The sequence below is a fragment of the Paraburkholderia sp. BR13439 genome (genome assembly GCF_040948805.1).
GTDB classification, from domain to species: domain Bacteria; phylum Pseudomonadota; class Gammaproteobacteria; order Burkholderiales; family Burkholderiaceae; genus Paraburkholderia; species Paraburkholderia youngii.
This window is the reverse complement of record NZ_JBFPKN010000005.1, coordinates 293,293-316,601: the sequence shown is the minus strand read 5'-3', so window position 1 is coordinate 316,601 and position 23,309 is coordinate 293,293. Positions and strand designations below refer to the sequence as shown.

At 63.5% G+C, this 23,309-nt stretch carries 24 protein-coding genes and 1 tRNA gene; 16 read left to right on the top strand and 9 right to left on the bottom strand.

Features of this window, described 5'->3' with window-relative positions:
- Positions 1–21: 21 nt before the first annotated feature.
- The 6 genes from mmsB to AB3X96_RS12950 all read left to right on the top strand — a co-directional run bounded on the left by mmsB (position 22) and on the right by AB3X96_RS12950 (position 5,610).
- A complete protein-coding gene (mmsB, locus tag AB3X96_RS12975) occupies positions 22–939 on the top strand; it encodes a 3-hydroxyisobutyrate dehydrogenase (RefSeq protein ID WP_368590049.1) in 918 nt (305 codons plus the stop codon).
- Complete coding sequence (locus AB3X96_RS12970; protein WP_368590048.1) at positions 936–1,736, top strand: enoyl-CoA hydratase; 801 nt, start codon at positions 936–938, stop codon at positions 1,734–1,736. Before mmsB ends, AB3X96_RS12970 begins: the two co-directional genes overlap by 4 nt.
- Positions 1,733–2,905, top strand: coding sequence for an enoyl-CoA hydratase/isomerase family protein (locus tag AB3X96_RS12965; RefSeq protein WP_368590047.1), 1,173 nt, complete (start codon positions 1,733–1,735; stop codon positions 2,903–2,905). The genes AB3X96_RS12970 and AB3X96_RS12965 overlap by 4 nt, the downstream gene beginning before the upstream one ends.
- Positions 2,906–3,315: 410 nt before the next feature.
- Positions 3,316–3,894 (top strand): hypothetical protein, encoded by a 579-nt coding sequence (locus AB3X96_RS12960; RefSeq protein ID WP_368590046.1) that lies wholly within the window; start codon positions 3,316–3,318, stop codon positions 3,892–3,894.
- A gap of 178 nt (positions 3,895–4,072) precedes the next feature.
- Positions 4,073–4,255: a CsbD family protein gene (locus AB3X96_RS12955; RefSeq protein ID WP_368590045.1), complete on the top strand. Its 183-nt coding sequence runs from the start codon at positions 4,073–4,075 to the stop codon at positions 4,253–4,255.
- A 260-nt stretch (positions 4,256–4,515) separates the two neighbouring features.
- Positions 4,516–5,610, top strand: a complete 1,095-nt coding sequence (locus AB3X96_RS12950) for an AI-2E family transporter (RefSeq protein WP_368590044.1) — start codon at positions 4,516–4,518, stop codon at positions 5,608–5,610.
- Positions 5,611–5,627: 17 nt separating this feature from the next.
- On the opposite strand, the gene AB3X96_RS12945 is transcribed toward AB3X96_RS12950, so the two are convergent.
- The 3 genes from AB3X96_RS12945 to AB3X96_RS12935 form a co-directional block, all read right to left on the bottom strand.
- On the bottom strand, positions 5,628–6,914 hold the full coding sequence (locus AB3X96_RS12945; RefSeq protein ID WP_368590043.1) for an MFS transporter: 1,287 nt from the start codon (positions 6,912–6,914) through the stop codon (positions 5,628–5,630).
- A 66-nt stretch (positions 6,915–6,980) separates the two neighbouring features.
- Entirely contained in the window at positions 6,981–7,817 is an 837-nt protein-coding gene (locus AB3X96_RS12940; RefSeq protein ID WP_368590042.1) for a siderophore-interacting protein, read from the bottom strand.
- 95 nt (positions 7,818–7,912) lie between these two features.
- Positions 7,913–8,713 carry a PadR family transcriptional regulator gene (locus AB3X96_RS12935; RefSeq protein WP_368590041.1) on the bottom strand — a complete coding sequence of 267 codons (801 nt, stop codon included), beginning with the start codon at positions 8,711–8,713 and terminating at the stop codon, positions 7,913–7,915.
- 272 nt (positions 8,714–8,985) lie between these two features.
- On the opposite strand from AB3X96_RS12935, the gene AB3X96_RS12930 reads away from it, so the two are divergent.
- The 4 genes from AB3X96_RS12930 to AB3X96_RS12915 all read left to right on the top strand — a co-directional run bounded on the left by AB3X96_RS12930 (position 8,986) and on the right by AB3X96_RS12915 (position 12,350).
- On the top strand, positions 8,986–9,927 hold the full coding sequence (locus tag AB3X96_RS12930; protein ID WP_368590040.1) for a DUF5996 family protein: 942 nt from the start codon (positions 8,986–8,988) through the stop codon (positions 9,925–9,927).
- Positions 9,928–10,000: 73 nt separating this feature from the next.
- A tRNA-Gln gene (locus AB3X96_RS12925) sits at positions 10,001–10,078 on the top strand.
- A 491-nt stretch (positions 10,079–10,569) separates the two neighbouring features.
- Positions 10,570–11,439 carry an NmrA family NAD(P)-binding protein gene (locus AB3X96_RS12920; RefSeq protein ID WP_368590039.1) on the top strand — a complete coding sequence of 290 codons (870 nt, stop codon included), beginning with the start codon at positions 10,570–10,572 and terminating at the stop codon, positions 11,437–11,439.
- A 122-nt stretch (positions 11,440–11,561) separates the two neighbouring features.
- Entirely contained in the window at positions 11,562–12,350 is a 789-nt protein-coding gene (locus AB3X96_RS12915; protein ID WP_368590038.1) for a helix-turn-helix transcriptional regulator, read from the top strand.
- Between the two features lie 65 nt (positions 12,351–12,415).
- On the opposite strand, the gene AB3X96_RS12910 is transcribed toward AB3X96_RS12915, so the two are convergent.
- Positions 12,416–14,017 carry a DHA2 family efflux MFS transporter permease subunit gene (locus AB3X96_RS12910; protein ID WP_368590037.1) on the bottom strand — a complete coding sequence of 534 codons (1,602 nt, stop codon included), beginning with the start codon at positions 14,015–14,017 and terminating at the stop codon, positions 12,416–12,418.
- Between the two features lie 214 nt (positions 14,018–14,231).
- Here AB3X96_RS12910 and AB3X96_RS12905 point away from each other — a divergent pair, with 214 nt between their 5' ends.
- Both AB3X96_RS12905 and AB3X96_RS12900 read left to right on the top strand, forming a co-directional pair.
- Entirely contained in the window at positions 14,232–14,906 is a 675-nt protein-coding gene (locus AB3X96_RS12905; protein WP_176106182.1) for an alpha/beta hydrolase, read from the top strand.
- 188 nt (positions 14,907–15,094) lie between these two features.
- Positions 15,095–16,147: a rod shape-determining protein gene (locus AB3X96_RS12900; RefSeq protein WP_368590036.1), complete on the top strand. Its 1,053-nt coding sequence runs from the start codon at positions 15,095–15,097 to the stop codon at positions 16,145–16,147.
- An 84-nt stretch (positions 16,148–16,231) separates the two neighbouring features.
- On the opposite strand, the gene AB3X96_RS12895 is transcribed toward AB3X96_RS12900, so the two are convergent.
- The 4 genes from AB3X96_RS12895 to AB3X96_RS12880 form a co-directional block, all read right to left on the bottom strand.
- Complete coding sequence (locus AB3X96_RS12895; protein ID WP_368590035.1) at positions 16,232–16,525, bottom strand: contact-dependent growth inhibition system immunity protein; 294 nt, start codon at positions 16,523–16,525, stop codon at positions 16,232–16,234.
- Between the two features lie 123 nt (positions 16,526–16,648).
- Complete coding sequence (locus tag AB3X96_RS12890) at positions 16,649–17,050, bottom strand: hypothetical protein (protein WP_368590034.1); 402 nt, start codon at positions 17,048–17,050, stop codon at positions 16,649–16,651.
- A gap of 125 nt (positions 17,051–17,175) precedes the next feature.
- A complete protein-coding gene (locus AB3X96_RS12885) occupies positions 17,176–17,895 on the bottom strand; it encodes a M35 family metallo-endopeptidase (protein ID WP_368590033.1) in 720 nt (239 codons plus the stop codon).
- Between the two features lie 39 nt (positions 17,896–17,934).
- Positions 17,935–18,357 carry a hypothetical protein gene (locus tag AB3X96_RS12880; RefSeq protein ID WP_368590032.1) on the bottom strand — a complete coding sequence of 141 codons (423 nt, stop codon included), beginning with the start codon at positions 18,355–18,357 and terminating at the stop codon, positions 17,935–17,937.
- Between the two features lie 208 nt (positions 18,358–18,565).
- Between AB3X96_RS12880 and AB3X96_RS12875 the strand changes: the two genes are divergently transcribed.
- The 3 genes from AB3X96_RS12875 to AB3X96_RS12865 all read left to right on the top strand — a co-directional run bounded on the left by AB3X96_RS12875 (position 18,566) and on the right by AB3X96_RS12865 (position 20,861).
- Positions 18,566–19,399 carry an RNase A-like domain-containing protein gene (locus tag AB3X96_RS12875; RefSeq protein WP_368590031.1) on the top strand — a complete coding sequence of 278 codons (834 nt, stop codon included), beginning with the start codon at positions 18,566–18,568 and terminating at the stop codon, positions 19,397–19,399.
- Positions 19,400–19,406: 7 nt separating this feature from the next.
- Entirely contained in the window at positions 19,407–19,703 is a 297-nt protein-coding gene (locus tag AB3X96_RS12870; RefSeq protein ID WP_176383128.1) for a contact-dependent growth inhibition system immunity protein, read from the top strand.
- 369 nt (positions 19,704–20,072) lie between these two features.
- A complete protein-coding gene (locus tag AB3X96_RS12865) occupies positions 20,073–20,861 on the top strand; it encodes an alpha/beta fold hydrolase (protein WP_368590030.1) in 789 nt (262 codons plus the stop codon).
- A gap of 66 nt (positions 20,862–20,927) precedes the next feature.
- Here AB3X96_RS12865 and AB3X96_RS12860 read toward each other — a convergent pair whose 3' ends face one another.
- A complete protein-coding gene (locus AB3X96_RS12860; RefSeq protein WP_368590029.1) occupies positions 20,928–21,329 on the bottom strand; it encodes a hypothetical protein in 402 nt (133 codons plus the stop codon).
- A 385-nt stretch (positions 21,330–21,714) separates the two neighbouring features.
- Here AB3X96_RS12860 and gltA point away from each other — a divergent pair, with 385 nt between their 5' ends.
- Positions 21,715–23,013, top strand: coding sequence for a citrate synthase (gene gltA, locus AB3X96_RS12855; protein ID WP_368590028.1), 1,299 nt, complete (start codon positions 21,715–21,717; stop codon positions 23,011–23,013).
- The last annotated feature ends 296 nt before the right edge of the window (positions 23,014–23,309 follow it).

Here is a 23,309-nt window from a genome sequence, read left to right as displayed (position 1 = left end):
CGCACATACGGAGACGACACCATGAAAATAGGCTTTATTGGACTCGGCAACATGGGCGCGCCGATGGCGCTGAACCTGCTGAAGGCGGGCCACGCGCTCAACGTGTTCGACCTCAGCGCACAGGCCGTGCGCACGCTCGTCGATGCGGGCGCGCAAGCGGCCGGCTCGCCGAAGGCCGCCGCGAGCGACGTCGAATGCGTGATCACGATGCTGCCCGCCGCGGCTCACGTGCGCAGCGTGCTCGTCGCGGACGACGGCATTCTCGCCGGCATCGCGCCGGGCGTGCCGATCATCGATTCGAGCACGATCGATCCCGCCAGCGTGAAGGCGTTTGCCGAACTCGCCGCGGCGCATGGCAACAGCTTCGTCGATGCGCCGGTGTCGGGCGGCACGGGCGGCGCGGCGGCGGGCACGCTGACCTTCATGGTCGGCGGCAGCGCGAGCGCGTACGAGCAGGTCAAGCCCGTTCTGCTGGCGATGGGAAAAAACATCGTCCATTGCGGCGATACCGGCACCGGCCAGGTCGCGAAGATCTGCAACAACCTCGTGCTCGGCATCTCGATGGCTGGCGTCGCGGAGGCGATGTCGCTCGGCGAGGCGCTCGGCATCGACACGAAGGTGCTCGGCAGCATCATCAATACGTCGACCGGGCGTTGCTGGAGTTCGGACACGTATAACCCGATGCCGGGCGTGATCGAGACCGCGCCTTCGTCGCGCGGCTATACCGGCGGCTTCGGCACCGACCTGATGCTGAAGGACCTCGGCCTCGCCACCGATGCCGCGCGCGGCGTGCGTCAGCCGGTCTATCTCGGCGCGCTCGCGCAGCAGCTTTATCAAACGATGAGCACGAACGGCGCGGGACGTCTGGACTTTTCGGCGGTGATCAAGCTGTATCGCTCGCGAGAGCGCGGCGGTGACGGCCAGGGAGGCACGCAATGATCGAGCTCGATTACGCGCACGACGGCGCCGTTGCGTTGATCACGTTGAAGCGGCCGCCCGCGAACGCTTTCACGCCCGACGGTCTGCTGCAATTGCAGCGCATCGTCGAGCAGTTGAACGCCGATGCGCGCGTGCGCGCGCTGGTGATCACCGGCGACGGCCCGAAGTTCTTCAGCGCGGGCGCCGATCTGAACACCTTCGCCGACGGCGATCGCGAAGTCGCGCGCGCCGCGGCGGCGCGTTTCGGCGCGACGTTCGAAACGCTGCAAAACGCGCGGCCGGTCGTGATCGCGGCGCTCAACGGCTATGCGATGGGCGGCGGTCTCGAATGCGCGCTCGCATGCGATATCCGCATCGCCGAGCAGCATGCGGTGCTGGCGCTGCCTGAGACGGCGGTCGGCCTGCTGCCGTGCGGCTGCGGCACGCAGACGCTGCCGTGGCTGGTCGGCGAAGGCTGGGCCAAGCGGATGATCCTGACCGGCGAGCGCGTCGATGCGGCGAGCGCGCTGCGCATCGGCCTCGTCGAAGAAGTGGTGGAGCGCGGCGCCGCGCGTGAAGCCGCGCTGAAGATGGCGCAACGGGTCACCGGTTTGAGCCCGCAGGCGGTCAGCTTCAGCAAGGAGCTGATCCATCAGGCGCGGCATGGCGTGCCGCGCGCCGCCGCGCTCGCGCTCGAACGCGAGCGTTTCGTCGATCTGTTCGATGGCGCCGATCAGCGCGAGGGCGTCAACGCGTTCCTCGATAAACGCGCGCCGCGCTGGCAGACGAGCCACGCACCAAGGGAGGCGCAGCGATGAGCACTTTGCAAAGCGTTGCGCTCGAAGCGCGCAATGCGCCGAATACGCAAGCCGAAGCGGACGTGCTGTTTCGCGTCGTCAACCGTGTGGCGATCATCACGCTGAACCGCCCTGCTGCGCTCAACGCGCTGTCGCACGCAATGGTGCGCGAGCTCGCCGTGCTGGTCGAGCAATGCCGCACCGATCCCGGAATCGTCGCGCTGGTGCTGAAAGGCGCCGGCGACAAGGGCTTTTGCGCGGGCGGCGACGTGCGCGAGGTGCATCGGCTCGCAACGCAGGGCGACCCGCGCTGGCTCGCGTTCTTCGTCGACGAATACCGGCTCGACTACGCGTTGCACACGTTTCCGAAGCCGGTGGTCGCGCTGCTCGACGGTATCGCGATGGGCGGCGGCATGGGCCTCGGCCAGGCGGCGCGGCTGCGCATCGTGACCGAGCGCAGCCGCATCGCGATGCCGGAGACGCGCATCGGCTTCGTGCCCGATGTCGGCGCGAGCCGCTTTCTGAACGTGATGCCGGCCGAGCTTGCGCTGTATGTCGGGCTGACCGGCGCGACGCTAGCGGGCGCCGATGCGATGCGCCTGCAACTGGTCGACCTGTGCGTGCCGGCCGACTGGCTCGCGAGCTTCGAGGAACGGTTGCAGCGCATGCCGCACGACACGTCGGACGCGGGGCGCATCGACGCGTTGCGCGCCGTGTTCGAGCCGCCGTGCAACATCGTGCCGCACGCGCCGCTCGGCGCGCTGACGCAACTGATACTGCGCCACTTCGACCGGCGCTCGGGCGTCGAGCGCATCGTCGCGACGCTGCATCAGGATCTCGAACGCGAACCGCCGCGCGAGGTGCGGCAATGGCTGCAAGCGACCTACGACGCACTGAGCGCCCATTCGCCGACGATGCTGCACGTGACGCGCGAAGCGCTGCTGCGCGGCCGGCAGATGACGCTCGCCGACTGCTTCCGGATGGAGCTCGGCATCGTGAAGCGCTCGATCGACGAAGGCGATTTCCGCGAGGGTGTGCGTGCGCAATTGATCGACAAGGACCGCCGACCGCGCTGGTCGCCGGCGACGCTCGCCGATGTGCAACCCGAGCGCGTGCGGCATTTCCTGAGCTCGCCGTGGCAAGGCGGCGCGCATCCGCTGGCGGCGCTGGGCGCGGGGCATGGCGACTGACTTGTGCGGCATCGCGCATGCCGCAAGGTGTGTGCGGTGAGCGGGGCCCGGCGTCGGCGCGCGAGCCTGGAGCGCGAGCGCCATTGGCTCTGCCTGGCATCACGAGTCCCAACGTCCCACCCAGCAGCCGCCCGATACTGATTGTGGTTTGGCGCACACAGACCCCGCGCGCCAATTGACATCCACCCGGGCGCAATCTTAGATAGAGAGTTCAGCCCCGTCCCGACTGGCACAGCCTGCTCACAGCCCTCATCACGGGCGCTCTTCCGACCTTCGGTGCGTTCACACGGCACCGATTCCGATTTTCTCGATCTATCGTTTCTTCGATATCGACAAGCAATGGTGGACCCGAGAGACGTGGGACGAGTATCGCAACAGCTCCGCGAGCGACGGAGTCGGATGAAAGGTCTTTGCTCGTATCGTCGATCCATGCGTTGGGGCGCTGTTACGAAGTGTTGCAACTACAACTTTACCTGAGGGCCGGTTATCCGATTTACTATGCCGTGCCAGAGGACATTCTGAAGGCCGAAATCTTGCGGTCTTGCGCGAAGGGAAAATCCGCCGGGCAGTGCTGCGAAGAAATGTGCACTTTCCGGCGGGACAAGATCTTCCGCGGCAAGCTGCCGGACGCCGGCAATCTGCAGAAGCAGTGCGTCTATGGGATCGACCGGACCAAGCCTCCCGCATGCTTCATCAATCACGATGCGGGGCTGCTGAGGTTCGAGGGCATCGATCTCGACGGGGGCAGCCGGGAACCGCCGCTGCCGGCGAGCTACATGCTCGACGAGCGCAGGGAGCGCTACCGCAAGCGAGTGCTTTCGTTCAAGCCCGCGGTTGACGATGCCGCGCTGCGGAACCTTTTGAATGGCGCAAAGAACAAGGCACTTTTCCAGCATATCTTTCACGGCTCGAAAGGTGATCATCCTGAACCGGCTCACGGCAAGGATGACGCCAGCGACGCCGCGAAGGGCGCCGTCACGGTCAAGTGACGAAGCGCGGCGCAGTAGTATCGGGAACGCCGCATGCTAGCAATTTTCAGGTTGCTCCGACGCGGATCGTTTCGTCAGAAGCGATCCGCGCCATCACGAGGCGCGTCGCGCCGTACGTTGGCTGTTTCGTTGCAACGCCAGCAGGCAACTCCACAGTCAAACCTAGCAGGAAGGCACCATGGACAGGAATCGTGTAGAAGGCACAGCGAAGGAGCTCAAGGGCTCGGTCAAGGAAGCGATTGGCAAGGTCACCGGCAATCGCGCGAAGCAGGCCGAAGGAGCGGCCGAGAAAATCGCCGGCAGGATCCAGGCGAGAATCGCCGAAGAAGCTGCAGAGGAACGTGAGCGAGTGAAGAGCTAGCGCGCCACGGTTTCGCCGCGGTTTCGTGCATCCCTGCGTTATCTGCCCGGACAGCCCGGTTTCGGGCGCAGCAAAGTCAGGCACGCGAGCCGTGCACTGACGCACCACGTGCGTAGCGCCTCGCACGCCGTCGGTGCTCGTCGCGTCGCGCCCTCGCGGCGCGGTGTTCGACACACGTATCGTGTAAATTTCTGTTACGGTCCAGAGTCAGCCGGCGCACTCTTTGCGTCGGTACCGCATCGCCCATTCGAGGACGCCTCATGCTGGGATTCGACGTCGGCGCGGCCAGGAAAGTCTGGACCGCGTCTCTGCTCGCGCTGCTGTTTTTCGTCATCTATGTCGCGTCGACGACGGTGCTCGTCATCGTGTTCGCGGTGTTCTTCAGCTATCTGATCTACCCGATGGTCGCGCTGGTCGAACGCGTGAGGCCGCGCCGCGTGCCGCGCGTCATGTCGATCGCGGTCGTGTTCGTCGTCGTCGTTGCGCTGCTCGCGGTGGTCGGTTCGGTGTTCGGAGTGGAATTGCAGGATCAGGCGACGCGCCTCTTTTCGCAATTGCCCGGGCTGCTACGCACCGACGTGCCGAACCGTTTGCCGTTGCCGCATTTTCTCGAACCGCTGCGCGAGCGGATCGTCGATTTCCTGCGCAGCCAGATCGAGACCGGCTCCGACAAGGCCGTGCCGTTGGCGCGCAGCCTCGGGCTCGGCGTCGTGCATGCGGCGAGCAACCTGATCTATCTGGTGCTGATACCGATCCTGAGCTTCCTGCTGATCAAGGACGGCGAACGGATGCGCGACGCGTTTCTCGCGTTGCTGAACCGGCGGCATCGCGTGCTGTGGAACGAGATCGTCGACGATGTGAACGTGCTGCTGTCGAAGTACGTGCGCGCGCTGCTGTTCCTGTCGCTCGCCACGCTGTTTTGCTACGGCGTCGCGTTCTCGCTGCTTGGCGTGCCGTACGCATTTCTGCTCGCGGTCAGCGCGGGGCTGCTCGAATTCGTGCCGTTCGCGGGGCCGCTGGCCGCGGTCGCGATCACGCTGGTGGTCGCGGTCTTCAGCGGCTATCCGCACCTGTTGTGGCTGGTGATTTTCATCGGCCTGTACCGGCTGTTTCAGGACTACGTGCTCAATCCGTATCTGATGAGCGAAGGCGTCGAGGTCAGTCCGTTTCTGGTGATCGTCGGACTGCTCGCGGGCGACCAGCTCGGCGGCGTCGCGGGGATCTTTCTCGCGGTGCCCGTGATCGCGACGCTAAAAATCGTGATTGGCCGGGCGCGGGTGTTTTACGCGGCGTCGCACGAACAGGGCGAAGCCGCGCGGCGCGCGCTGACCGGCAGCACCGACGACGAGGCGTAGCGCGCGACCTTGCATCGTTAACCTTCTTCGGCGATGTGGGCTTCGATGCCAGCAGTGCGGGGCATCGTCGCGCCAGCGTCGCTGGCCGGCGCCGCTTCGCGCGGCGCAGCCTTCACACGCGAGACCCACAGCACCGCCGCGCACGCGACCGCCACCGCGGTCCAGCCGACGGTTCCATACCCGGCGATGCGGCCATCGGCCGACGTGCTCAGCATCAGCCCGCCGAGCCACGCGCCGGTGCCCGTGCCGAGCGCCTGCAGCGCGCTGTTCGCGCTCAGGAACGCACCGCGTCGGCTGGGCTCGGGGACCGCGGTCAGCAGCGCCTGCATCGGCACCATGCGGCCGTTCATCAAGACGAGGAAGCACGGGAAGAACAGCACGAGCGCGTAGAACGGCAGGTCCGGCAGATGCGTGACGAACAGCACCGGCACAAACGACAGCAGCGCCGCGCAGCGGAACACGCGTTGCGTGCCGAAGCGGTCGGCGAGCCTGCCGACGAGGCGCGACGTGAAGAAGGTCGCCGCGCCGCCGCCCATATACAGCCACGACAGCTGACGCGGCGCGACGCCGTGATTGGCGACCAGCATCGGCGAGATGAACGGAATCACCAGCATGTGCGCGATCATCATCACGAACGTCAGCGCGAACGCATTCAGATGCCGCGGGTTGCTCAGCAGTCCCCACAGCTCGGGCAGCACTTCCGCGAGCGGCGGCTGCCTGCGGCTCAGATGCGCGGCCAGCGACGGCACCTGTCGCGAGGCCGCGAACCACACCAGCAGCGACAACGCGACCAGCAGGAAGAACGGCGCCGCCCAGCCGAACTGCGCGCCGAGCATCACGCCGGCCGGCACGCCGGCGATCGCCGCGAGCGAGAACGCGGTCATGATGGTGCCGGTCGCGGCGCCGCGCCGTTGCAGCGGGATCACGTCGCCGACGATCGCCATGATCACGGAGCCGAGCACGCCGCCCGAGATGCCTGCGAATGCGCGCGCGGCGAGCAGCAGCGCGAAGCTCGACGCGAGCGCGCATGCAAGGTTCGACAGCACGAACAGCGCGTAGATGGCGAGCAGCAGACGGCGCCGATCGAAGCGGTCGATATACGTCGCCGCGAACAGGCCCGACAGCCCCGAGCACCACGAATACGCGGACACCGCCGTCGCGAACGCGGCCGGCGCGATCTGGAACGCGCTCATGATCTGCGGACCGAGCGGCATCATCACCATGAAGTCCATGATGATCGTGAACTGCGTGAGCGCGAGCACCCACAGCAGATGCCGTTCGTGTCGTGCAGTGATTGAGTACATCGGTTGATTTCCTTTTGTTGTTGTTCGAAGTACGCCGCTGATGCCGCGCGCCACGCGAGCAGGAGCTCAGTCGTCGATCGTTTCGTGGACCGCGACGGCGCCCTGTTTCCAGTAGCTGGCTGCGCGAATCCGCGCTTTGTCGACGCCGCGCTCGCCGCACAGATGCTGGCGCACCGCGCGGATCGTCGCCGCCTCGCCGGCGGCCCACACGTAGCCTTCGCCGTTCTCCGGCAGCCAGGTGTCGCGCACCGCGTGCAACAGCGCTTCGCCGCGCGCGCCAGTCTGCGTGTCGGCTTCGCTGCGATAGCACCAGACGAGGTGCAGCTCGGCCTGTGTCGTGAACTCGATGCGCGCCGACGGATCGGCGACCTCGATTACCGCGGCGACGCGCGTGCCCGCCGGCAGCTCTTCGAGACGTCGTGCGATCGCGGGCAGCGCGGTGTCGTCGCCGATCAGCAGATGCCAGTCGAAGCCGGTCGGAATCACCATTGAGCCGCGCGGGCCGCCGACGCCCAGATACTGGCCCACCTGCGCCTGCGCGGCCCATGTCGCCGCGGGCCCCGCGTCGTGCATCGCGAACTCGATGTCGAGCTCGCGGGCGTTGCGATCGAAACGGCGTGGCGTGAAATCGCGCGCGGTCGGCCGCTTGCCTTCGGGGAACACCGGGCCGTCGGGGCCGGCTTGCGGCAGCGTCGGTTTGTCGGCGCCCGGTTCGGGGAAGAACACCTTGATGTGGTCGTCGAACGACGCTGACACGAAGTCGTGAAGATCGTCGCCGGTGAAGGTCACGCGAACCAGGTGAGGTGTCAGCGCGCGCACCTGCTTGACCTGCAGCAGACGAAACTTCAGCGGATGCCGCACGCGATGCACGGCGAGGTCAGGGCGAGTGAGTTGTTCTTGCATGAGGGTGGTATTCCTGCTCGGTTTGGGAGGACGCGCGGGTTGTCTTGCGGATGAGCGCGCGTTGTCAGATGGTCGGCTCGCTGTCGTTGCCGGTCTTAGCTACCGCCGTTGCTGCCGCCTTCGATTTCGTTGGCCGCGCGCATCAGGATGGCGGCGATGCGGCGCTGCTCGTCGGCCGGCGCGTTGTCGCGGCGCAGCAGCGCGTTCTTCAGCGTGCGGCGCGCTTCGTTCAGCTCCGGCACCCAGCCGCCTTCGCTGACGTCGGCCGGCTCTTCGCCGGCCAACGCGCGGCGCACCGAATCCATCTTGCGGGCGATATGCGAGAGCCGCGCGAACATCAGTTCGACGCGCTCGCGGTTCGCGGCCAGATATTCGCGGCCCGCATCCGCCAGCTCATAGCGCTTGCGGTTGCCTTCGAGCTGCACGGTGACGTAGCCGAGCTCTTCGAGATAGGTCAGTGCCGGGTAGACCATGCCGGGGCTCGGGCTATAGAAACCGTTCGAGCGCGTCTCGAGCGCCTTGATCAATTCGTAGCCGTGACTCGGCTGCGTGTCGATCAGCGATAGCAGCAGCAGTTGCAGATCGTCGGAGCTGAATTTGCGGCCACGCGGGAAGCCATCGCCGTCGCCGCCGAAACCACCATATCCGCCCATGCCGCCGGGGCCGCCATGACCGCCGAAGCGCGAGCCACGGCCGCCGAAGCGGTGCGCGTGATGACGGCCGAAGCCGTGAAGCAAAACGTGGAACAGGAAGCGTTGACGAGGGTCGGGGGAAGTGGTGGTGTCAGCCGCGTCGCGGCCTGCTGAGCCGCCCGCATGCAGCGACGGATGGCCGAAGCCCGCGTGACAACGGTTCTGCGCGCCGCGCGGGCCGGAAAAACGATGAGGAGGACGCATCTGGGAGTCTCCCATGAATGTCGTAAGATGCATCGTAAGATATATATCTTACGATAGTCTGTCAAACTATTTTTTATCCGTGCGCTCACAGAACGCAATCGGCTGGACCGAGCAGTGCGGGAGCAACCCTGCGCAACCGGTAACCATCGCATTGCGCGATAGGTGACAAGACTTTGCGTCTGGCGTAAGGTCATTCAGCGACCAGCGCACCTTGAAGGACTGGGGCGCGCGTCATTTGGCGATGACACAGACGAATATGTGATGGAGCCTCTATGAGCGCGACCTGGACTGATATTCCGTACGACGCCTGGCGCGGCACATGCGCCGCGTTGCACCTCTACACGCAAATCGCCGGCAAGTACAAGCTCGCCCGAACTCCATGGCTGAACCATTCGTGGCACGCTACGTTGTACGTTAGCGCGCGTGGCCTGACGACGTCGCTTATCCCCGATGCGAGCGGCGTGGAGATCGAGTTCGACTTTCTCGAGCATCGCGTGGTCGGCAGCGCTGCGGATGGACGCAAGGCGCACTTCGCGCTCGTACCGATGTCGGTTGCACAATTCCACGCCAACTTTTTGGATCTGGTTGCGCAACTCGGTGGCAAACCCGTGTTTCACGGCCGACCCAACGAGATCCCGAACGCCGTGCCGTTCCAGGACGACCATGCAGCGCGCCCCTACGACGCGGATGCCGTGACCCGTTTCTTTCAAGCGCTCGTCACGGTCTGCTGTGTGCTGGAGCGGTTTCGTACCGGCTATATCGGCAAGGTTAGCCCGGTCCATCTTTTCTGGGGTAGCTTCGATCTCGCCGTGACGCGTTTTTCTGGACGCCGCGCGCCTCTCCACCCCGGCGGCGTTCCGGCGCTACCCGATGAAGTGACGCGCGAAGCCTACAGCCACGAAGTATCGTCGGCCGGATTCTGGCCGGGGGGACCGGCGACACCTTTCCCGGCGTTTTACTCTTACGCTTACCCGTCGCCTGACGGCTTTGCCAAGGCAACACCCCTGCCGGCCGGCGCCTATTTCGACGACAAGCTCGGCGAATTCATCCTTCCGTACGAACGGGTCCGCACGTCGAACGACCCCGAGCGAGCGCTGCTGGCTTTTCTCGAGAGCACCTATCAAGCCGCCGCGGATCTCGGCGGCTGGGACCGGGCGGCGCTCGAATGCCGTGGAGGCGAGCCGCTCAGGCCGCGACCGGTGGATCACCATTGAGCGAACCCATCTCACCGGATCTGCCAGACCCTTTGCTCTTTGCGAATCCTCTGGTAGGATCTCGCCCCTACGTAGGGGAGTCGCCAAGCTGGCCTAAGGCACCGGATTTTGATTCCGGCATTCGAAGGTTCGAATCCTTCTTCCCCTGCCATCACTCTCCCTCGAGCCCTGGATCTATCCAGGCGTCAGTCTTTCTAGCTGACATCGCGCACTTCGCTCTCTGAGCGACGACACCACCCCACATGCAATCGAGCCCTTCACACTCGATGCGTCCCATTTTCAGACATCCCGCCAACGTCGATCTCTGTGAGCGTCCGATTTTGCGACACTTCGCAGCTGCACATGACACCTCGCTTTCCTCCCTGAACGCCAGCTGAGGACGGCTTCGTTACTTTCTTCTCCTTTGGCATGGACACTGCCTAGTCGTTGATCGCCGCGCGCAAAAAGACCGGTCCGATGTTGCGTGCATTTCCTGGCCATACATGAACGGAGGAGACTGATCCAGCGATATATAAGATGCGCCGACAGGAGACTTGATGACATCAAGTCACTAAACAAATGACATCCATGCTCTCGCGAAATCGCCGCGCCACACCGAGAATTCGTCCCATCACGGCATCCGCCGTCATCGAGGAGAAGAGCATGTTTGCAATTACCGGTGTGACAGGACAGGTGGGCGGCGCGGCGGCACGCGCGTTACTCGACGCGGGGCACGCGGTGCGTGCCGTGCTGCGCGACGAAAGCAAGGCGGCACCGTGGCGCGAGCGCGGAGCCGAAGTGGCGATCGCGTCGTTCGACGACGCCGACGCGCTCACCGCCGCGTTTCGCGGCACGGCCGGCGTGTTCGTCATGATCGCGCCGAACTTCGCGCCGCTGCCCGGTTATCCGAACGCGCATGCGGCGGCCACGGTGCTGAAGGAGGCGCTGTCGAAGGCGCGGCCGGGGAGGGTGGCGGCGTTGTCGTCGGTGGGCGGGCAGCGCGAAACGGGGCTCGGCCTGATCACGCAGGTGCATATTCTCGAGCAGGCGCTCGCCGATCTGTCGATCCCAACCGCGATCCTGCGCCCGGCCTGGTTCATGGAGAACTCGCTGTGGGACATCGCCCCGGCGCGCACATCCGGCGTGATGCCGAGCTTTCTGCAGCCGCTCGAACGTGCGTTTCCAATGGTCGCGACCGCGGATATCGGCCATGTCGTTGCGCAGACGCTCACGCAGTCGTGGCAGGGGCGGCGCGTGATCGAGATCGAGGGGCCGCGGCGCTATACGCAGCGCGACATCGCCGCGTTGCTCGGCGACCTGCTCGGACGCCCGGTCGAAGCGCGGACGGTGCCGCGCGGGCAGTGGCAAGCGCAGTTTCAGGCGCAAGGCGCCGAATGGCCCGCGCCGCGGATCGAGATGCTCGACGGCTTCAACTCGGGGTGGATCGATTTCGAGGATGGCGTGAACGAGCGGGTGGTCGGGACGACCTCTTATCGGGCGGTGCTGGAGCAGTTGGTGAGGCGGGCAGGATAAGCCGGGTCTCGTGCGGGGCCGCGCTCGAGGCTGCCGGACCGTATGAAGCCGCCCCGCAACCGGGCCCCGCGCGCGTGCTAATCTTGCTCCCTTCGCGGACGTCCCGCGTCAGAGCAGACACCATGACGGAAGCCTTCGATCCGGACGGCATCGAGCAAGCGGTCTTCGTGGTCGGCGAGCGCCATGCGACGCTGGACGAGCCGTGGCGCGCGTATCGGCGCGCGCATCTGATTCACGTCTGCGAAGGCGTGCTGACGGTGCGCACGAAGGCCGGCCGCTGGGTCGTGCCGCCCGCCCGCGCGCTGTGGATCGCCGCGAATACGCTGCACTGCCTGCACGCGAGGCGGCCCGTGCAGTTGTATTCGCTCTACGTCGCGACCGATTCCGCGATGGACGACACCGCCGACCCCGCCGCCGACCCCGCGCCGCTACCCACGCAGACCGGCGCGCTGATCCCCGACGCGCTGGTGCAGGCGCTGCTCGCCGCCGCGGCCGATCTGCCGCACGATCACTCTCCCGACGAACCCGCCCGCCGTCTGCTGCAGGTGCTGCTGGATCGCGTCGCCGGCTTGCCCGCCGCGCCGCTCGGCCTGAACTGGCCGGGCGATCCGCGCGCGCAGCGCATCGCCGAGGCGCTTAGCGCGAATCCCGCGCAATCGCTGGTGCTCGAGGAACTCGCCGCGGCTGCCGGCGTGACCGCGCGCACGGCCGCGCGCCTGTTCGCGAAGGAAACGGGGCAGACCTTCGGTCAATGGCGCCAGCAGTTGCGTCTGCTAGCCGCGCTCGAACATCTCGGCGCCGGTGAGAGCGTCACGCAGGTGGCGCTCGAAGTCGGCTACAACGACGTGTCGTCGTTTATCGCGGTGTTTCGCGATGCGTTCGGCGACACGCCGGCGCGCTATTTCCGCTGACGCAACCTCGCGGCCACTGCGCAGCCACTGCGCGAGCGTCGCCGTCGCGCGAAACCGAAGCTGCGTCAATGCGCGCCGGCCGCATCCGGGCCGCCGCCGCCCTTGGCAGGCCGCGTGATCCAGATCAGCGGAATGATCAGCACGAAGATGATCGCCGACACAAAGAAAATGTCGTTCAGGCCCATCATCGCGGCCTGGGTGTTCACGGTGAAATCGAACAGCGCATGCGCCGATTGCGGACTCAGATGCAGCACCGACTCCGTGTTGTCGATCTGCTGCGCGAACAACGGGTTGTCGACCGACGCCTGTTCGGTGAGCCGCACGTGATGCAGGATCGTGCGGTTGTTCCATGCGGTACCCGCGATCGACGTGCCCACCGCGCCGCAGAACACGCGCACGAAATTCGACAGACCCGCCGCCGCCGGAATCCGGCTCTGCGGCTGGCCGGACAGGATGATCGCCGTCAGCGGCACGAAGAACAGCGCCATCGGAATGCCTTGCAGCAGCGTCGGCAGCACGAGGTGCCACGTGTCGACCTCGATCACGTATTTCGAGCGCATGTAGAACACGATCGCGAAGCCGACGAACGCGACCGTCGAGATCACGCGTGCGTCCGAATGCGGCAGCACGCGGCCGAGTATCGGCGCGAGAATGATCGCGAAGATGCCGAGCGGTGCGGTGACGAGACCGGCATCGATCGATCGGTAGTTCAGATACTCCTGCATCCATTGCGGCAGCAGCACCAGATTGCCGAAAAACACCCCGTATGCAACCGAAATCGCGATCGTGCCGCCGAGGAAATTGCGCTGCTGAAAGAGCCGCAGATCGACGATCGGATGCTCCTCGGTCAGCTCCCAGACGAGGAAAAACGCAAAGCTGATCAGCGCGACGAGGCCGAGAATCGAGATCACCGGCGACGAGAACCAGTCGAGATCCTTGCCCTTGTCGAGCATGATCTGCAGCGACGCGACCCACGTGATCAGCAGGCCGAGACCGACCACGTCGATCGGCGGTTTGCGGGTCGGCGATTCGCGATTGCGGTAGATCATCCACGTGACGCCGGCCGCGAACAGGCCGACCGGGATGTTGATGTAGAAGATCCACGACCAGCTATAACTATCGGTGATCCAACCGCCGAGCGCCGGACCCGCGATCGGACCGACGGTGGCGGTCATCGCCCACAGCGCGAGCGCGGTCGACGATTTCTCTTTCGGATACGAGCCGAGCAGGATCGCCTGCGACAACGGAATCAGCGGGCCGGCCACGGCGCCCTGGAATACCCGCGCGAGCAGCAGGATCGGCAGCGTCGGCGCGACGCCGCACAGCCACGACGCAAGCGTGAACGACAGGATCGCGCCGACGAACAGCTTGACCCGGCCGATGCGCTGCGTGAGCCAGCCGGTCAGCGGAATCGCCACTGCGTTGGAGGCCGCGAACACGGTGATCACCCATGTGCCTTCGTCGACCGAGACGCCGAGGTTGCCTGAAATGGTCGGAATCGCGACGTTAGCGATCGACGTATCCAGCACGTTCATGAAGGTGGCGAGCGCCACCGCGATCGTCGCGAGAACCAGCCGGCCGCCTTCGAGAGGCGCGGGCGGCGGCGGTGGCGTGGGGGGCTGAGGCGGCGGCGACGCGGAATCAGACGCGGCGTTGGGCTGGCTCAAACGGTGTTCTCCGGATTGTTTTGCCTCGGACCGCGCGCCACGGCGGCGGCTCCGTCGATGCGCAAAAGCATACCCGCATTCGCCCGCCGGCGTCGGCCACAGCGGCGGCCGATGCGGGTCCCGGCGACGCGAACGCGGCACGCGGCGTATGCTCCCGGCTAAGGCTGAGCCACCAAGGCCAGAACCACTAAACCACGGAAAAAAGGACACCACCATGAGTTGGCAGCAATTCGAACACGGCTGGCGGCGCGCGCCGCACACGGCACCGCGGAACGCGCCCGCGACGAGCCTCGTCGTGCTGATGCACGGCGTCGGCAGCAACGCGCGCGATCTGATGCCGCTCGCCGATATCTGGAGCGAGGAACTGCCCGGCACGGCGTTCGTGTCGCTCGACGGCACCGACCCGTTCGACGGCGGCTTCGGCGGCCGCCAGTGGTTCAGCCTGCGCGACGTCGACGGGGCGAACCGCGAGGCGCGCGTCGTCGCCGCCTATCCGGCGCTGCGCCGGGTGCTCGATGCCGAGCTCGCGCATTGGCAGTTGTCTTTCGATCGGCTTGCGCTGGTCGGTTTTTCGCAAGGTTCGATCATGGCGCTGCATCACGTCGCGTCGAGCGCGGAGGGCGCGGCGGGCGTCGTCGCGTATTCGGGGCGGCTCGCCTCGCCGATCGTGTCGTCGAACCGCGCGACGCCGCTCACGCTGGTCCACGGCGAGGACGACGAGGTGATCCCGGTGCGCGAACTCGAATTCGCGGCCGACGCTTTCAGCGCCGCCGGCTATCCGGTCGACGCCTACATGCTGCCCGGCGTCGGCCACACGATCACCGCCGACGGTGTCGCGCTCGGCCGTGACGCGCTGGAACGCGCGCTGGGCAAGCTGTCGCGCGATTGACACAACTCTGATAGAAAGCGGGCCTAAAGATTCTGATGAGCTTGCCGTCATACGGGCAATAGCTTGAAAATCACCCCCGCCGCGCGGGAAGCGCAACGCCCAACGGGCGTATCGCGCGGCTTCGGGGACCCGGGGGCGCATTTCCAGACCGCCCAAGAAGGCGGATAACGACACATCAGAGCCTGCATATGGCCAGACCGACGCCGCATTACCCGCTCTTTGAGCGATTGTTCCGCCACTCGGTGGCGGTGGATCTCGGCACGGCCAACACCCTTATCTATACCAACGACGGCGGCGTCGTGCTGAACCAGCCGTCCGTCGTGTGTTTCGAGACGCAGCCCTCGAGCGGGGCGAAACGGATCGCCGCGATCGGCGCCGAGGCGCACCAACTGCTCGGCCGCGCGCCGCGCAATCTCGAAACGGTGCGGCCGATGCGCCACGGCGTCATCGCCAACTTCACCGCCGCCGAACACATGATCAAGCAATTCGTCGACATGGCGCGGCCGCGCTCGCTGTTCAGCCGGCGCGCGGCATTCACGGTGTGCGTGCCGGCCGCGGCGACCCATGTCGAGCGCCGCGCGATCCGCGAAGCGGCCGAGGCGGCCGGCGCGTGGAAGGTCAGCCTGATCGGCGAATCGCTCGCGGCCGCGCTCGGCGCGGGGTTGCCGGTGCGCGATGCGACCGGCTCGATGGTGGTCGACATCGGCGGCGGCACCACCGAGGTCGGCGTGATCGCGCTGGGCGGCACCGCGTATAGCGGCTCGGTGCGCGTCGGCGGCGACAATTTCGATGCGGCGATCATCAGCTACGTGCGCAATCTGTACGGTGTGCTGCTCGGCGAGCAGACCGCCGAGCACGTGAAGAGAGCCATCGCCTCGGCGGTGCACGACGTGCCGCTCGAGCAGATCAACGCAACCGGCCGCAGCGTCGACGACGGGCTACCGCGCACGGTGCAGCTGAGCAACCGCGATATTTCGGAGGCAATCGAAGCGCCACTGAGTCAGGTGATCGGCGCGGTGAAGCGCGGGCTCGAATCGGCCCCCGCCGAACTCATCACGGACATCGCGTACAAGGGCATCGTGCTGACCGGTGGCGGCGCGCTGCTCCGCAATCTGGGGCGGCGTTTGAGTGAGGAAACCGGCCTCGACGTGCACGTCGCCGACGAACCGCTGACCTGCGCGGTGCGCGGCGCTGGGGCGGCGGCAGCGGCGGGGTGGGTGGATGAAGCCGGGGGCGAGTGAGTGGTGGGTGGGGGCTTGGTTGCCTGCTAAATTGCGCAGCACTGGCTGACATCGAATCTTCCGCGCGCGGCGACGACCAGTGGATTACGCGCTCAGAAGGCGCTTCAATTCGTCGAGAAACGATGCAGTCCTATGAGTCCACAACTTAGGGTCAAACTGCGAGCCATTTGCTTCTTCGAAAGCAGCGTCCAGATGGTCGGAATCTGCCTTCCAGAAACTCTCGATTTCAACAAGGATGCCCTTGATGCTTTCTGTGGAGTTATCGCGTTTATAGCAACCTACGATAGCTTCAATGGTGCTTCCCCAGTACGAGCAATTCTCGTTGAGGTACACACCAAAAAGCTGATTGAGTTCGGGATACAGTGGATTCTCTTTCATAAGCGCTTTTCTCACAGATCGACGAAAGCCGTCAGGACGTAATACGGCATGCCATTGTAGGTCTCACGCTTGAGACAGCCAGAACCTTTAATAACCCGCCGAGGCGGGTCTATGTTCGCGTGCTTACGGGCTGGCGGGCGTGGTCGGTGGCCAAAGCCTTGAATCGTCGCACATCCATTCGCAGCTACCCTTGCAAATCGGACTTAGTTCTATTTCAATCTGATTGACACGGATCTTGCCATCGGGAAGTTTTTGCGCAAACACATCGGTCAAAGTTTTAGGCTCTACATATATGTCCGGACTCGGGATTCCGAGTTTCCTTAGATATCCTTTCACCACCTCGCCACGGCGATCCTGCAAGATATCAAGATCGCGCTCGCCGATATATGCGCCAGCGATCACGATTGCCTGAATCCTCACATCTGGCCATTTCTGCGCCTCTTTCACAGCCCTTTCGATTGACAGCCGGTTATCCTTCGAGAGTGCAGTGCTGTTGAACGGCAGTTGTAGTTCTACATGCTCCACGAAGCGACATCCAGTGCTGGATGGCTTATGCTTCGCCACGGCGTCGATTGATTGCTCTGCGAAGGCTGGTCCGCAAAGACCTGCGCATAAGCTAAGCACGGCGACAAGTGTGCGGTACCGAAAGCTCATTTCTTTTCCTCTACGTCTTTATCGAATGTTGCTATATATCCGGTTATGCTATCTGCGTTTCTAATCGCCTCTTCTCGATGGTTCGCCGCCCATATTCGCGCCCCGGATTCCGTATCGAGATAGATCTCATCTCGCGAATCAAACGTGTCCGTGAAGTGCGTACATTCGTGGATTATTGTTTTTATTTTGCACGGTTTCCACAATTGACCGAATGGGCTGCTGCAAAACGCGGAATAGATTGCGATGACCCGATTTTCCGAATCGGGCTTGCACACCGCAGCGTGATTCTTACCCGAATCCGGCTTGGGTACACACGACAGCATCCTATTCGTGTCACTATCAAATCGTACGATCTTCTCCGGCGCCAGTTGCTCCATTGCGGCGAGCAATCGCGGCAGCCCAGCGCTCAGTACCATTTTTGTGGTCTCGTCCGCGCGGGCAAAGAAAGTTTTCACGCGCTCCTGCTCCTTCTCGTCCCAACGCGCAAGACCCTCAATGCGTCTCTTGATTAACTCGGCACCGATATCACGTGCCCGCATGACCTCGTTTCTAAATTCCTTGTTCCTCATGTTTGGACAGATAGGCGTCGTATTGAATACGACATTGGATATTGACCCAGGAGTGGTATTGGTAATGGCTGTGCCGACCTCGGTCCATTCTTCATTCTCGTCGGTTTTGAAGTATTGGCTATTCTTGGTCAGAAATTCATTTGTCATATGTTCACCAGTGGTAAAAGACTTACCTGCTGTCTACCGCTATTGCCCGGCAACTTCGATGGAAACCTGGTTTGCGTTATCTGTCGAAACACGCTGGGTACGCCCTTGGGAATCGGTGACACCTTTCGCGATAACCATCGAACCGACGCTAATCCTGTAGCGCACCCCCGCCTGTCGCTTGCCGGTGGAGTCTCTTAGCTCGAACTGCTCATTGAACCGTTTGGGGGAGCGTTCGCGACAATTGCACGCCCATGCGTAACCCAGCGCTTCGGCCATGGCGTAGCCGGATTTCATCTTACGGACCCTGTCAAACGGAAAGAACTCGCCGGTTTCGGCGTTCAGGGCCTGTGCGTGCGGCATCGGCGGGAAGTTTGAGTAGATCGAATAGGTGATACGGCAAAGGTCGCATTCTTCCTCGACTGTCCAATCCGTTCCACTGCTTTGCTGTTTCAGTAGCTCCATTGCACTCCTCAAGAGTTTTCAGGTGATACCTCGCGAATTAACCATCGAAACGGACCACGGTCAACCGCATTAATTCGGGATAAGCCCGTTTTGACAACTATTTACGATTTCGTTGATCGCAACGAGACATTAAAATCATCCATCGCCCATTCCGTGCCGCTGTGGTCGCCTGCTAGCTTGGCAGTCCCAATAGCTACTGGAGTTCGGAATGTCGTATCAACAGGATTCGGACGGCGTGCGCGTGGTGCTCAGTGCGCCGCAACTGGCGGCGGTGCTCTCCCGCCAGTCGATCAGCCCCATGGAGATGCTTTCCAACCGTCTATGGGGCGGTTTGCAGGTTGTCGGCGGAGTGCTGGAAATGGTCGGTGCGGGGGCTCTGTGTGTGCTTCCAGAACCGACGATGTCGAGCAAGGCCGGATGTGTTGTGTTCGGCGTGCATGGATCTGATACGGCGGCGGCAGGTCTGCGTCAGATCTGGACGGGCCGGGATACTGCCACGCTGACCCAGCAAGGGACGACGAAGTTGGCCGAGGCGATGAAAGCCAGCCCCGACTTGGCGAACAACATCGGCCTGTCAGTCGATATGGCCGTGCCATTCGGCTTTGCTGGCTCGATCAAAGCAGCACGCGCGGCCAGTGTCACGATGGGCCGGATCAGGCTGATTGAACATGAGGCAAAGATGCTTCGCGGAGTGGGTGGACACACCATCGTGAAGCATGTCGGAAAAGATGAGGCATGGCTCAGGGACCGGCTGAAACGCGAACCCAAAAGAGACGTGGTATCGTCGTTTACGAACCTTGAACAGGCCGAACGCGCCATTTCGGAAACACTGCACGCCCACGCTGCAAGAATCAGGCAATGGTCTCAAACTGCATCCCCAAACACCACGATCACAGTTACCAAAGTCGTTTCCGGTGACATTGGTTACGGAATAACTAGGGACACTGGAAAACTTACTCGAAGAAACGAGGTTTTTGTCACGCTGAAGTACGAAGCCTATAATGGAATGCCCTATTACGTCTTTACCGCTTACGTTGATTGAGAAAGACATGGATTTATCAGAGCGCTATCCTGCGATGGAGCATATATTCACTACCTATTTTGGCCAGGACTTCGACCTTTTTGGAAATACCGTCCCGGAAATTATCGCGAGCTACAAAAGAAATGAATCTTACTGGCATCGAAATTTGATCCGAGAATTAGCCTCGTTCAGGAGCGAGCACCCGAACGAGAATGATCTGGAAGCCGCATTCCAAAAATGGTTCCGTCGCGGATTTCGTTACGAGGTAGATGGTTACACGACTACCTCATTCCTTGACGAGATACAGCGCCTCCTGAGCGAGTAGTGCATCCGTCGCCGGCGCGTGGACGATTCCATGTCCTCTGGCATGTCTTCACGCGCGGCAATGTTGGCATTTGATGCCATGGTGTCCGCATCGCCCAACTGATGAAGTGTTCTTAACGCGAATAATCCGCGTGTCGCCACGCGTGGGTGGATCGATGCCGCCCGACGCGTCGCCAACGCTTATGTGACAATACACATCGCTTCCCATTTTGATGGACGCCGGTACGCTCATTTCCCAAAGCTCTCATTGCCGGCTCCGCACGCATTCGCGTGCCGACGTCGCGCCGCCCTTACACCACCCGTGAATCAATCCGTCTCCGCTTCGTCGCTGTCCTCACCATCCTTCATCGAACTACGTAGCGGCTTGCGCATGCCTTACATCGAGGCCGGCGCCGGCGAACCTCTGCTGTTCGTGCACGGCTCGTTGTGCGACTACCGCTACTGGCAGCCGCAACTGGCCGGTCTGTCGAAGCGCTGTCTCTGCATCGCGGTCAGCCTCACGCATTACTGGCCAGTCACCGATAGTGGGGCGGACCTGCCGTTCAGCTGGAGCAGCCATGCCGATGAAGTGGCGGAGTTCATCGCTGGTTTCGGCGCAGGGCCCGCGCATGTGGTCGGGCATTCGCGCGGCGGTTGTGTCGCCTATCATTGCGCGCGACGCCATGCCGAACACGTGCGCACGCTGACGCTCGCCGATCCGGGCGGACCGCTGCAGATCGCCGGACGTCCGCCAGCGAGCCTGCCGGAGCCGGTCAACGCATTGCGCGCGAAAGCGGCTCAACTGATAGAAAGCGGCGAGGTCGAAGCAGGCTTGCAACTGTTCGTCGATTCGGTGAGCCGCCCCGGCTTCTGGGCGATGAGCACGCCGGGTTTTCGCCGCATGGCGACCGACAACGCGCACACGCTCGCGCGGCAATTCCGCGATCCGCTACCCGCCTACGTGCCCGAGGACGCGGCCGACCTGCGCTGCCCGGTGCTGCTGATCGACGGCGAGAAGAGTCCCGACATGTTCCACCGCACGGTGACGGCGTTGCAGGGATGGTTGCCCGATGCGCGCCGCGAAACGGTACGCGGTGCGTCGCACGGCATGAACCTCGCGCATCCGTCCGCGTTCAATCGTTACCTGGACGAATTCATTCAGGCGGTGAGCGCGCGCTGAGGAAGTGAAGCGAGGATCAACGGCGATCGGTCGGCGCGCGTCCCCGCCGATCGCCCGTTGACTGCATCAAGCCTTGCGATGCGCGTCCTTGTCGAGCGCGCGTTCGGCCGCTTCGCCGACGAGCCCGTGATAGTACAGATGCACGCCGATCGCGAGCGAATCGTTGCGGATTTCGTGGAACACCTTCCACGCCTTCACCGGGTCCGTGAACAACAGGTAGTGCGCTTCCCGCGCGATCAGATCCGCGACTTCATGCAGGCCGTGTCCATGCAGCAGGTCGACGAGCGTGTCGAGACTGCGATGCGTGCGCGCGTCGGTGCGTGGATAGAGCATATGCAGCACCGCGACGTCCTGCGTCTTCAGCGCCGCCGACAACGCGACGACGATGTCCTGATGATTCAGCGCGGTGACCGTGTGGCCTTCGGTATGGACGTGATCCGGAAACAGCGTTTCGAGAGAGGCATTCATTTGTATTCGTCCTGCGTTTCTGTGTGACCAAAAAAGCCCGCTTCGAATCGCGGGCCGCAAGCATCAATGCACACAACGAGTATCGCAGACGGACCCAGCGCGACGCAGTCTGCTGGCAGCAAAACATTGTTGCAGCTGGTGTTCCGACTTTCGAACAACTTTCATCGGCAGCGCGATGCCAGCGCCCCATCCCAACAACGAATGTTGCGCACGCGGAGATGGTCTGTTGCGAGCAATCGACGCAATCAACGACACGCCGGCCCGTAGAATGCGCAGCGGAACCTCAGCATGCCTGTACTGATTCGAGAGCGCCGAGGTCGCGCCTCGCCGTACGACCGCGATGCATGCCGGAACGACTGCGGTATCAAGCAAAAGGAACACGTAGATGAACTCGAAGTCACACGCAACGCTGAGCTTTTCCGACAGCGACCAGACCATCGATCTGCCGATCTATCAGGGCTCGCTCGGCCCCGACGTCATCGACATCCGCAAGCTGTACGGCCAGACCGGCAAATTCACGTACGACCCGGGCTTCATGTCGACGGCGGCGTGCAACTCCGAAATCACGTATATCGACGGCGACAAGGGCGAGCTGCTGTACCGCGGCTATTCGATCGACAACCTCGCGCAGAACGCCGACTTCCTCGAAACCTGCTACCTGCTGCTGAAGGGCGAACTGCCGAACGCGCAGCAGAAAACCGAGTTCGAGAACACCGTCAAGCAGCACACGATGGTGCACGAGCAGATGCAGTTCTTCTTCCGCGGCTTCCGTCGCGACGCGCATCCGATGGCGATTCTGGTTGCTGCGGTCGGCGCGCTGTCGGCGTTCTACCCCGACTCGCTCGACATCACGAGCCAGCAGCATCGCGACCTATCGGCGATCCGCATGATCGCGAAGCTGCCCACGCTGGTCGCGATGGCTTACAAGTACAGCATCGATCAGCCGTTCGTGTATCCGAAGAACGACCTGTCGTACAGCGCGAACTTCATGCGCATGATGTTCGCGAATCCGGCCGAGGAGTACGTGGTCAACGACGTGCTGGTGCGCGCGCTCGACCGTATCCTGATCCTGCACGCGGACCACGAGCAGAACGCGTCGACGTCGACCGTGCGTCTCGCCGGTTCGTCGGGTGCGAATCCGTTCGCGTGTATCGCGGCGGGTATCGCGTGTCTGTGGGGCCCGGCGCACGGCGGCGCGAACGAAGCCGCGCTGAACATGCTGGAAGAAATCGGCTCCGTCGACAACATTCCCGAGTTCATCAAGCAGGTGAAGGACAAGAACTCGGGCGTGAAGCTGATGGGCTTCGGCCACCGCGTGTACAAGAACTACGACCCGCGCGCGAAGCTGATGCGCGAAACCTGCCACGAAGTGCTCGAAGAGCTGGGTCTGCACGACGACCCGCTGTTCAAGCTCGCGATGGAACTCGAAAAGATCGCGCTCGAAGACGAATACTTCGTGTCGCGCAAGCTGTACCCGAACGTCGACTTCTACTCGGGTATCGTGCAGCGCGCGCTGGGCATTCCGACGTCGATGTTCACGTGTATCTTCGCGATGGCACGCACGGTCGGCTGGATCGCGCAGTGGAACGAAATGATCGCCGATCCTGAGCAGAAGATTGGTCGTCCGCGTCAGCTGTTCGTCGGCGAGACGCTGCGCGAGGCGAAACCCGTCGCAAAGCGGTAACAGGCTGGATAGACGCCCAACAACGCGTTTGACGACGGTCCCGAACCCACGGCTCAAGAGGCCGTGGGTTTTTTTGCATTCCGCGCATCCCGCCGCCTGCACGTCCTGTGCCACCGAAAACGGCGTCAAAAAATGGCGCAAAAAGCCGAAACTCCTACGCGATAACTTCGTCTGACGCCCTCAGAGCCTCTACAATCGGATGGGCTGGCCGGCCGACCGGGGCTGGCCAACCAGGGGCGGCCAAGCCGGCCAACCCGGCGGCGAATCCGAGGCGAGACCCGAAGTGCAACTGAAAG

Bases quoted from the DNA above. Each gene is read 5' to 3' on its own strand.
- AB3X96_RS12920 (WP_368590039.1), top strand. From the start codon at position 10,570: ATGTTTGCAATTACCGGTGTGACAGGACAGGTGGGCGGCGCGGCGGCA.
- AB3X96_RS12885 (WP_368590033.1), bottom strand. From the start codon at position 17,895: ATGACAAATGAATTTCTGACCAAGAATAGCCAATACTTCAAAACCGAC.
- AB3X96_RS12880 (WP_368590032.1), bottom strand. From the start codon at position 18,357: ATGGAGCTACTGAAACAGCAAAGCAGTGGAACGGATTGGACAGTCGAG.
- AB3X96_RS12915 (WP_368590038.1), top strand. From the start codon at position 11,562: ATGACGGAAGCCTTCGATCCGGACGGCATCGAGCAAGCGGTCTTCGTG.
- AB3X96_RS12900 (WP_368590036.1), top strand. From the start codon at position 15,095: ATGGCCAGACCGACGCCGCATTACCCGCTCTTTGAGCGATTGTTCCGC.
- AB3X96_RS12945 (WP_368590043.1), bottom strand. From the start codon at position 6,914: ATGTACTCAATCACTGCACGACACGAACGGCATCTGCTGTGGGTGCTC.
- AB3X96_RS12860 (WP_368590029.1), bottom strand. From the start codon at position 21,329: ATGAATGCCTCTCTCGAAACGCTGTTTCCGGATCACGTCCATACCGAA.
- AB3X96_RS12950 (WP_368590044.1), top strand. From the start codon at position 4,516: ATGCTGGGATTCGACGTCGGCGCGGCCAGGAAAGTCTGGACCGCGTCT.
- AB3X96_RS12955 (WP_368590045.1), top strand. From the start codon at position 4,073: ATGGACAGGAATCGTGTAGAAGGCACAGCGAAGGAGCTCAAGGGCTCG.
- AB3X96_RS12875 (WP_368590031.1), top strand. From the start codon at position 18,566: ATGTCGTATCAACAGGATTCGGACGGCGTGCGCGTGGTGCTCAGTGCG.
- AB3X96_RS12965 (WP_368590047.1), top strand. From the start codon at position 1,733: ATGAGCACTTTGCAAAGCGTTGCGCTCGAAGCGCGCAATGCGCCGAAT.
- AB3X96_RS12930 (WP_368590040.1), top strand. From the start codon at position 8,986: ATGAGCGCGACCTGGACTGATATTCCGTACGACGCCTGGCGCGGCACA.
- AB3X96_RS12870 (WP_176383128.1), top strand. From the start codon at position 19,407: ATGGATTTATCAGAGCGCTATCCTGCGATGGAGCATATATTCACTACC.
- AB3X96_RS12940 (WP_368590042.1), bottom strand. From the start codon at position 7,817: ATGCAAGAACAACTCACTCGCCCTGACCTCGCCGTGCATCGCGTGCGG.
- AB3X96_RS12970 (WP_368590048.1), top strand. From the start codon at position 936: ATGATCGAGCTCGATTACGCGCACGACGGCGCCGTTGCGTTGATCACG.
- AB3X96_RS12935 (WP_368590041.1), bottom strand. From the start codon at position 8,713: ATGCGTCCTCCTCATCGTTTTTCCGGCCCGCGCGGCGCGCAGAACCGT.
- gltA (WP_368590028.1), top strand. From the start codon at position 21,715: ATGAACTCGAAGTCACACGCAACGCTGAGCTTTTCCGACAGCGACCAG.
- AB3X96_RS12865 (WP_368590030.1), top strand. From the start codon at position 20,073: ATGCCTTACATCGAGGCCGGCGCCGGCGAACCTCTGCTGTTCGTGCAC.
- mmsB (WP_368590049.1), top strand. From the start codon at position 22: ATGAAAATAGGCTTTATTGGACTCGGCAACATGGGCGCGCCGATGGCG.
- AB3X96_RS12905 (WP_176106182.1), top strand. From the start codon at position 14,232: ATGAGTTGGCAGCAATTCGAACACGGCTGGCGGCGCGCGCCGCACACG.
- AB3X96_RS12895 (WP_368590035.1), bottom strand. From the start codon at position 16,525: ATGAAAGAGAATCCACTGTATCCCGAACTCAATCAGCTTTTTGGTGTG.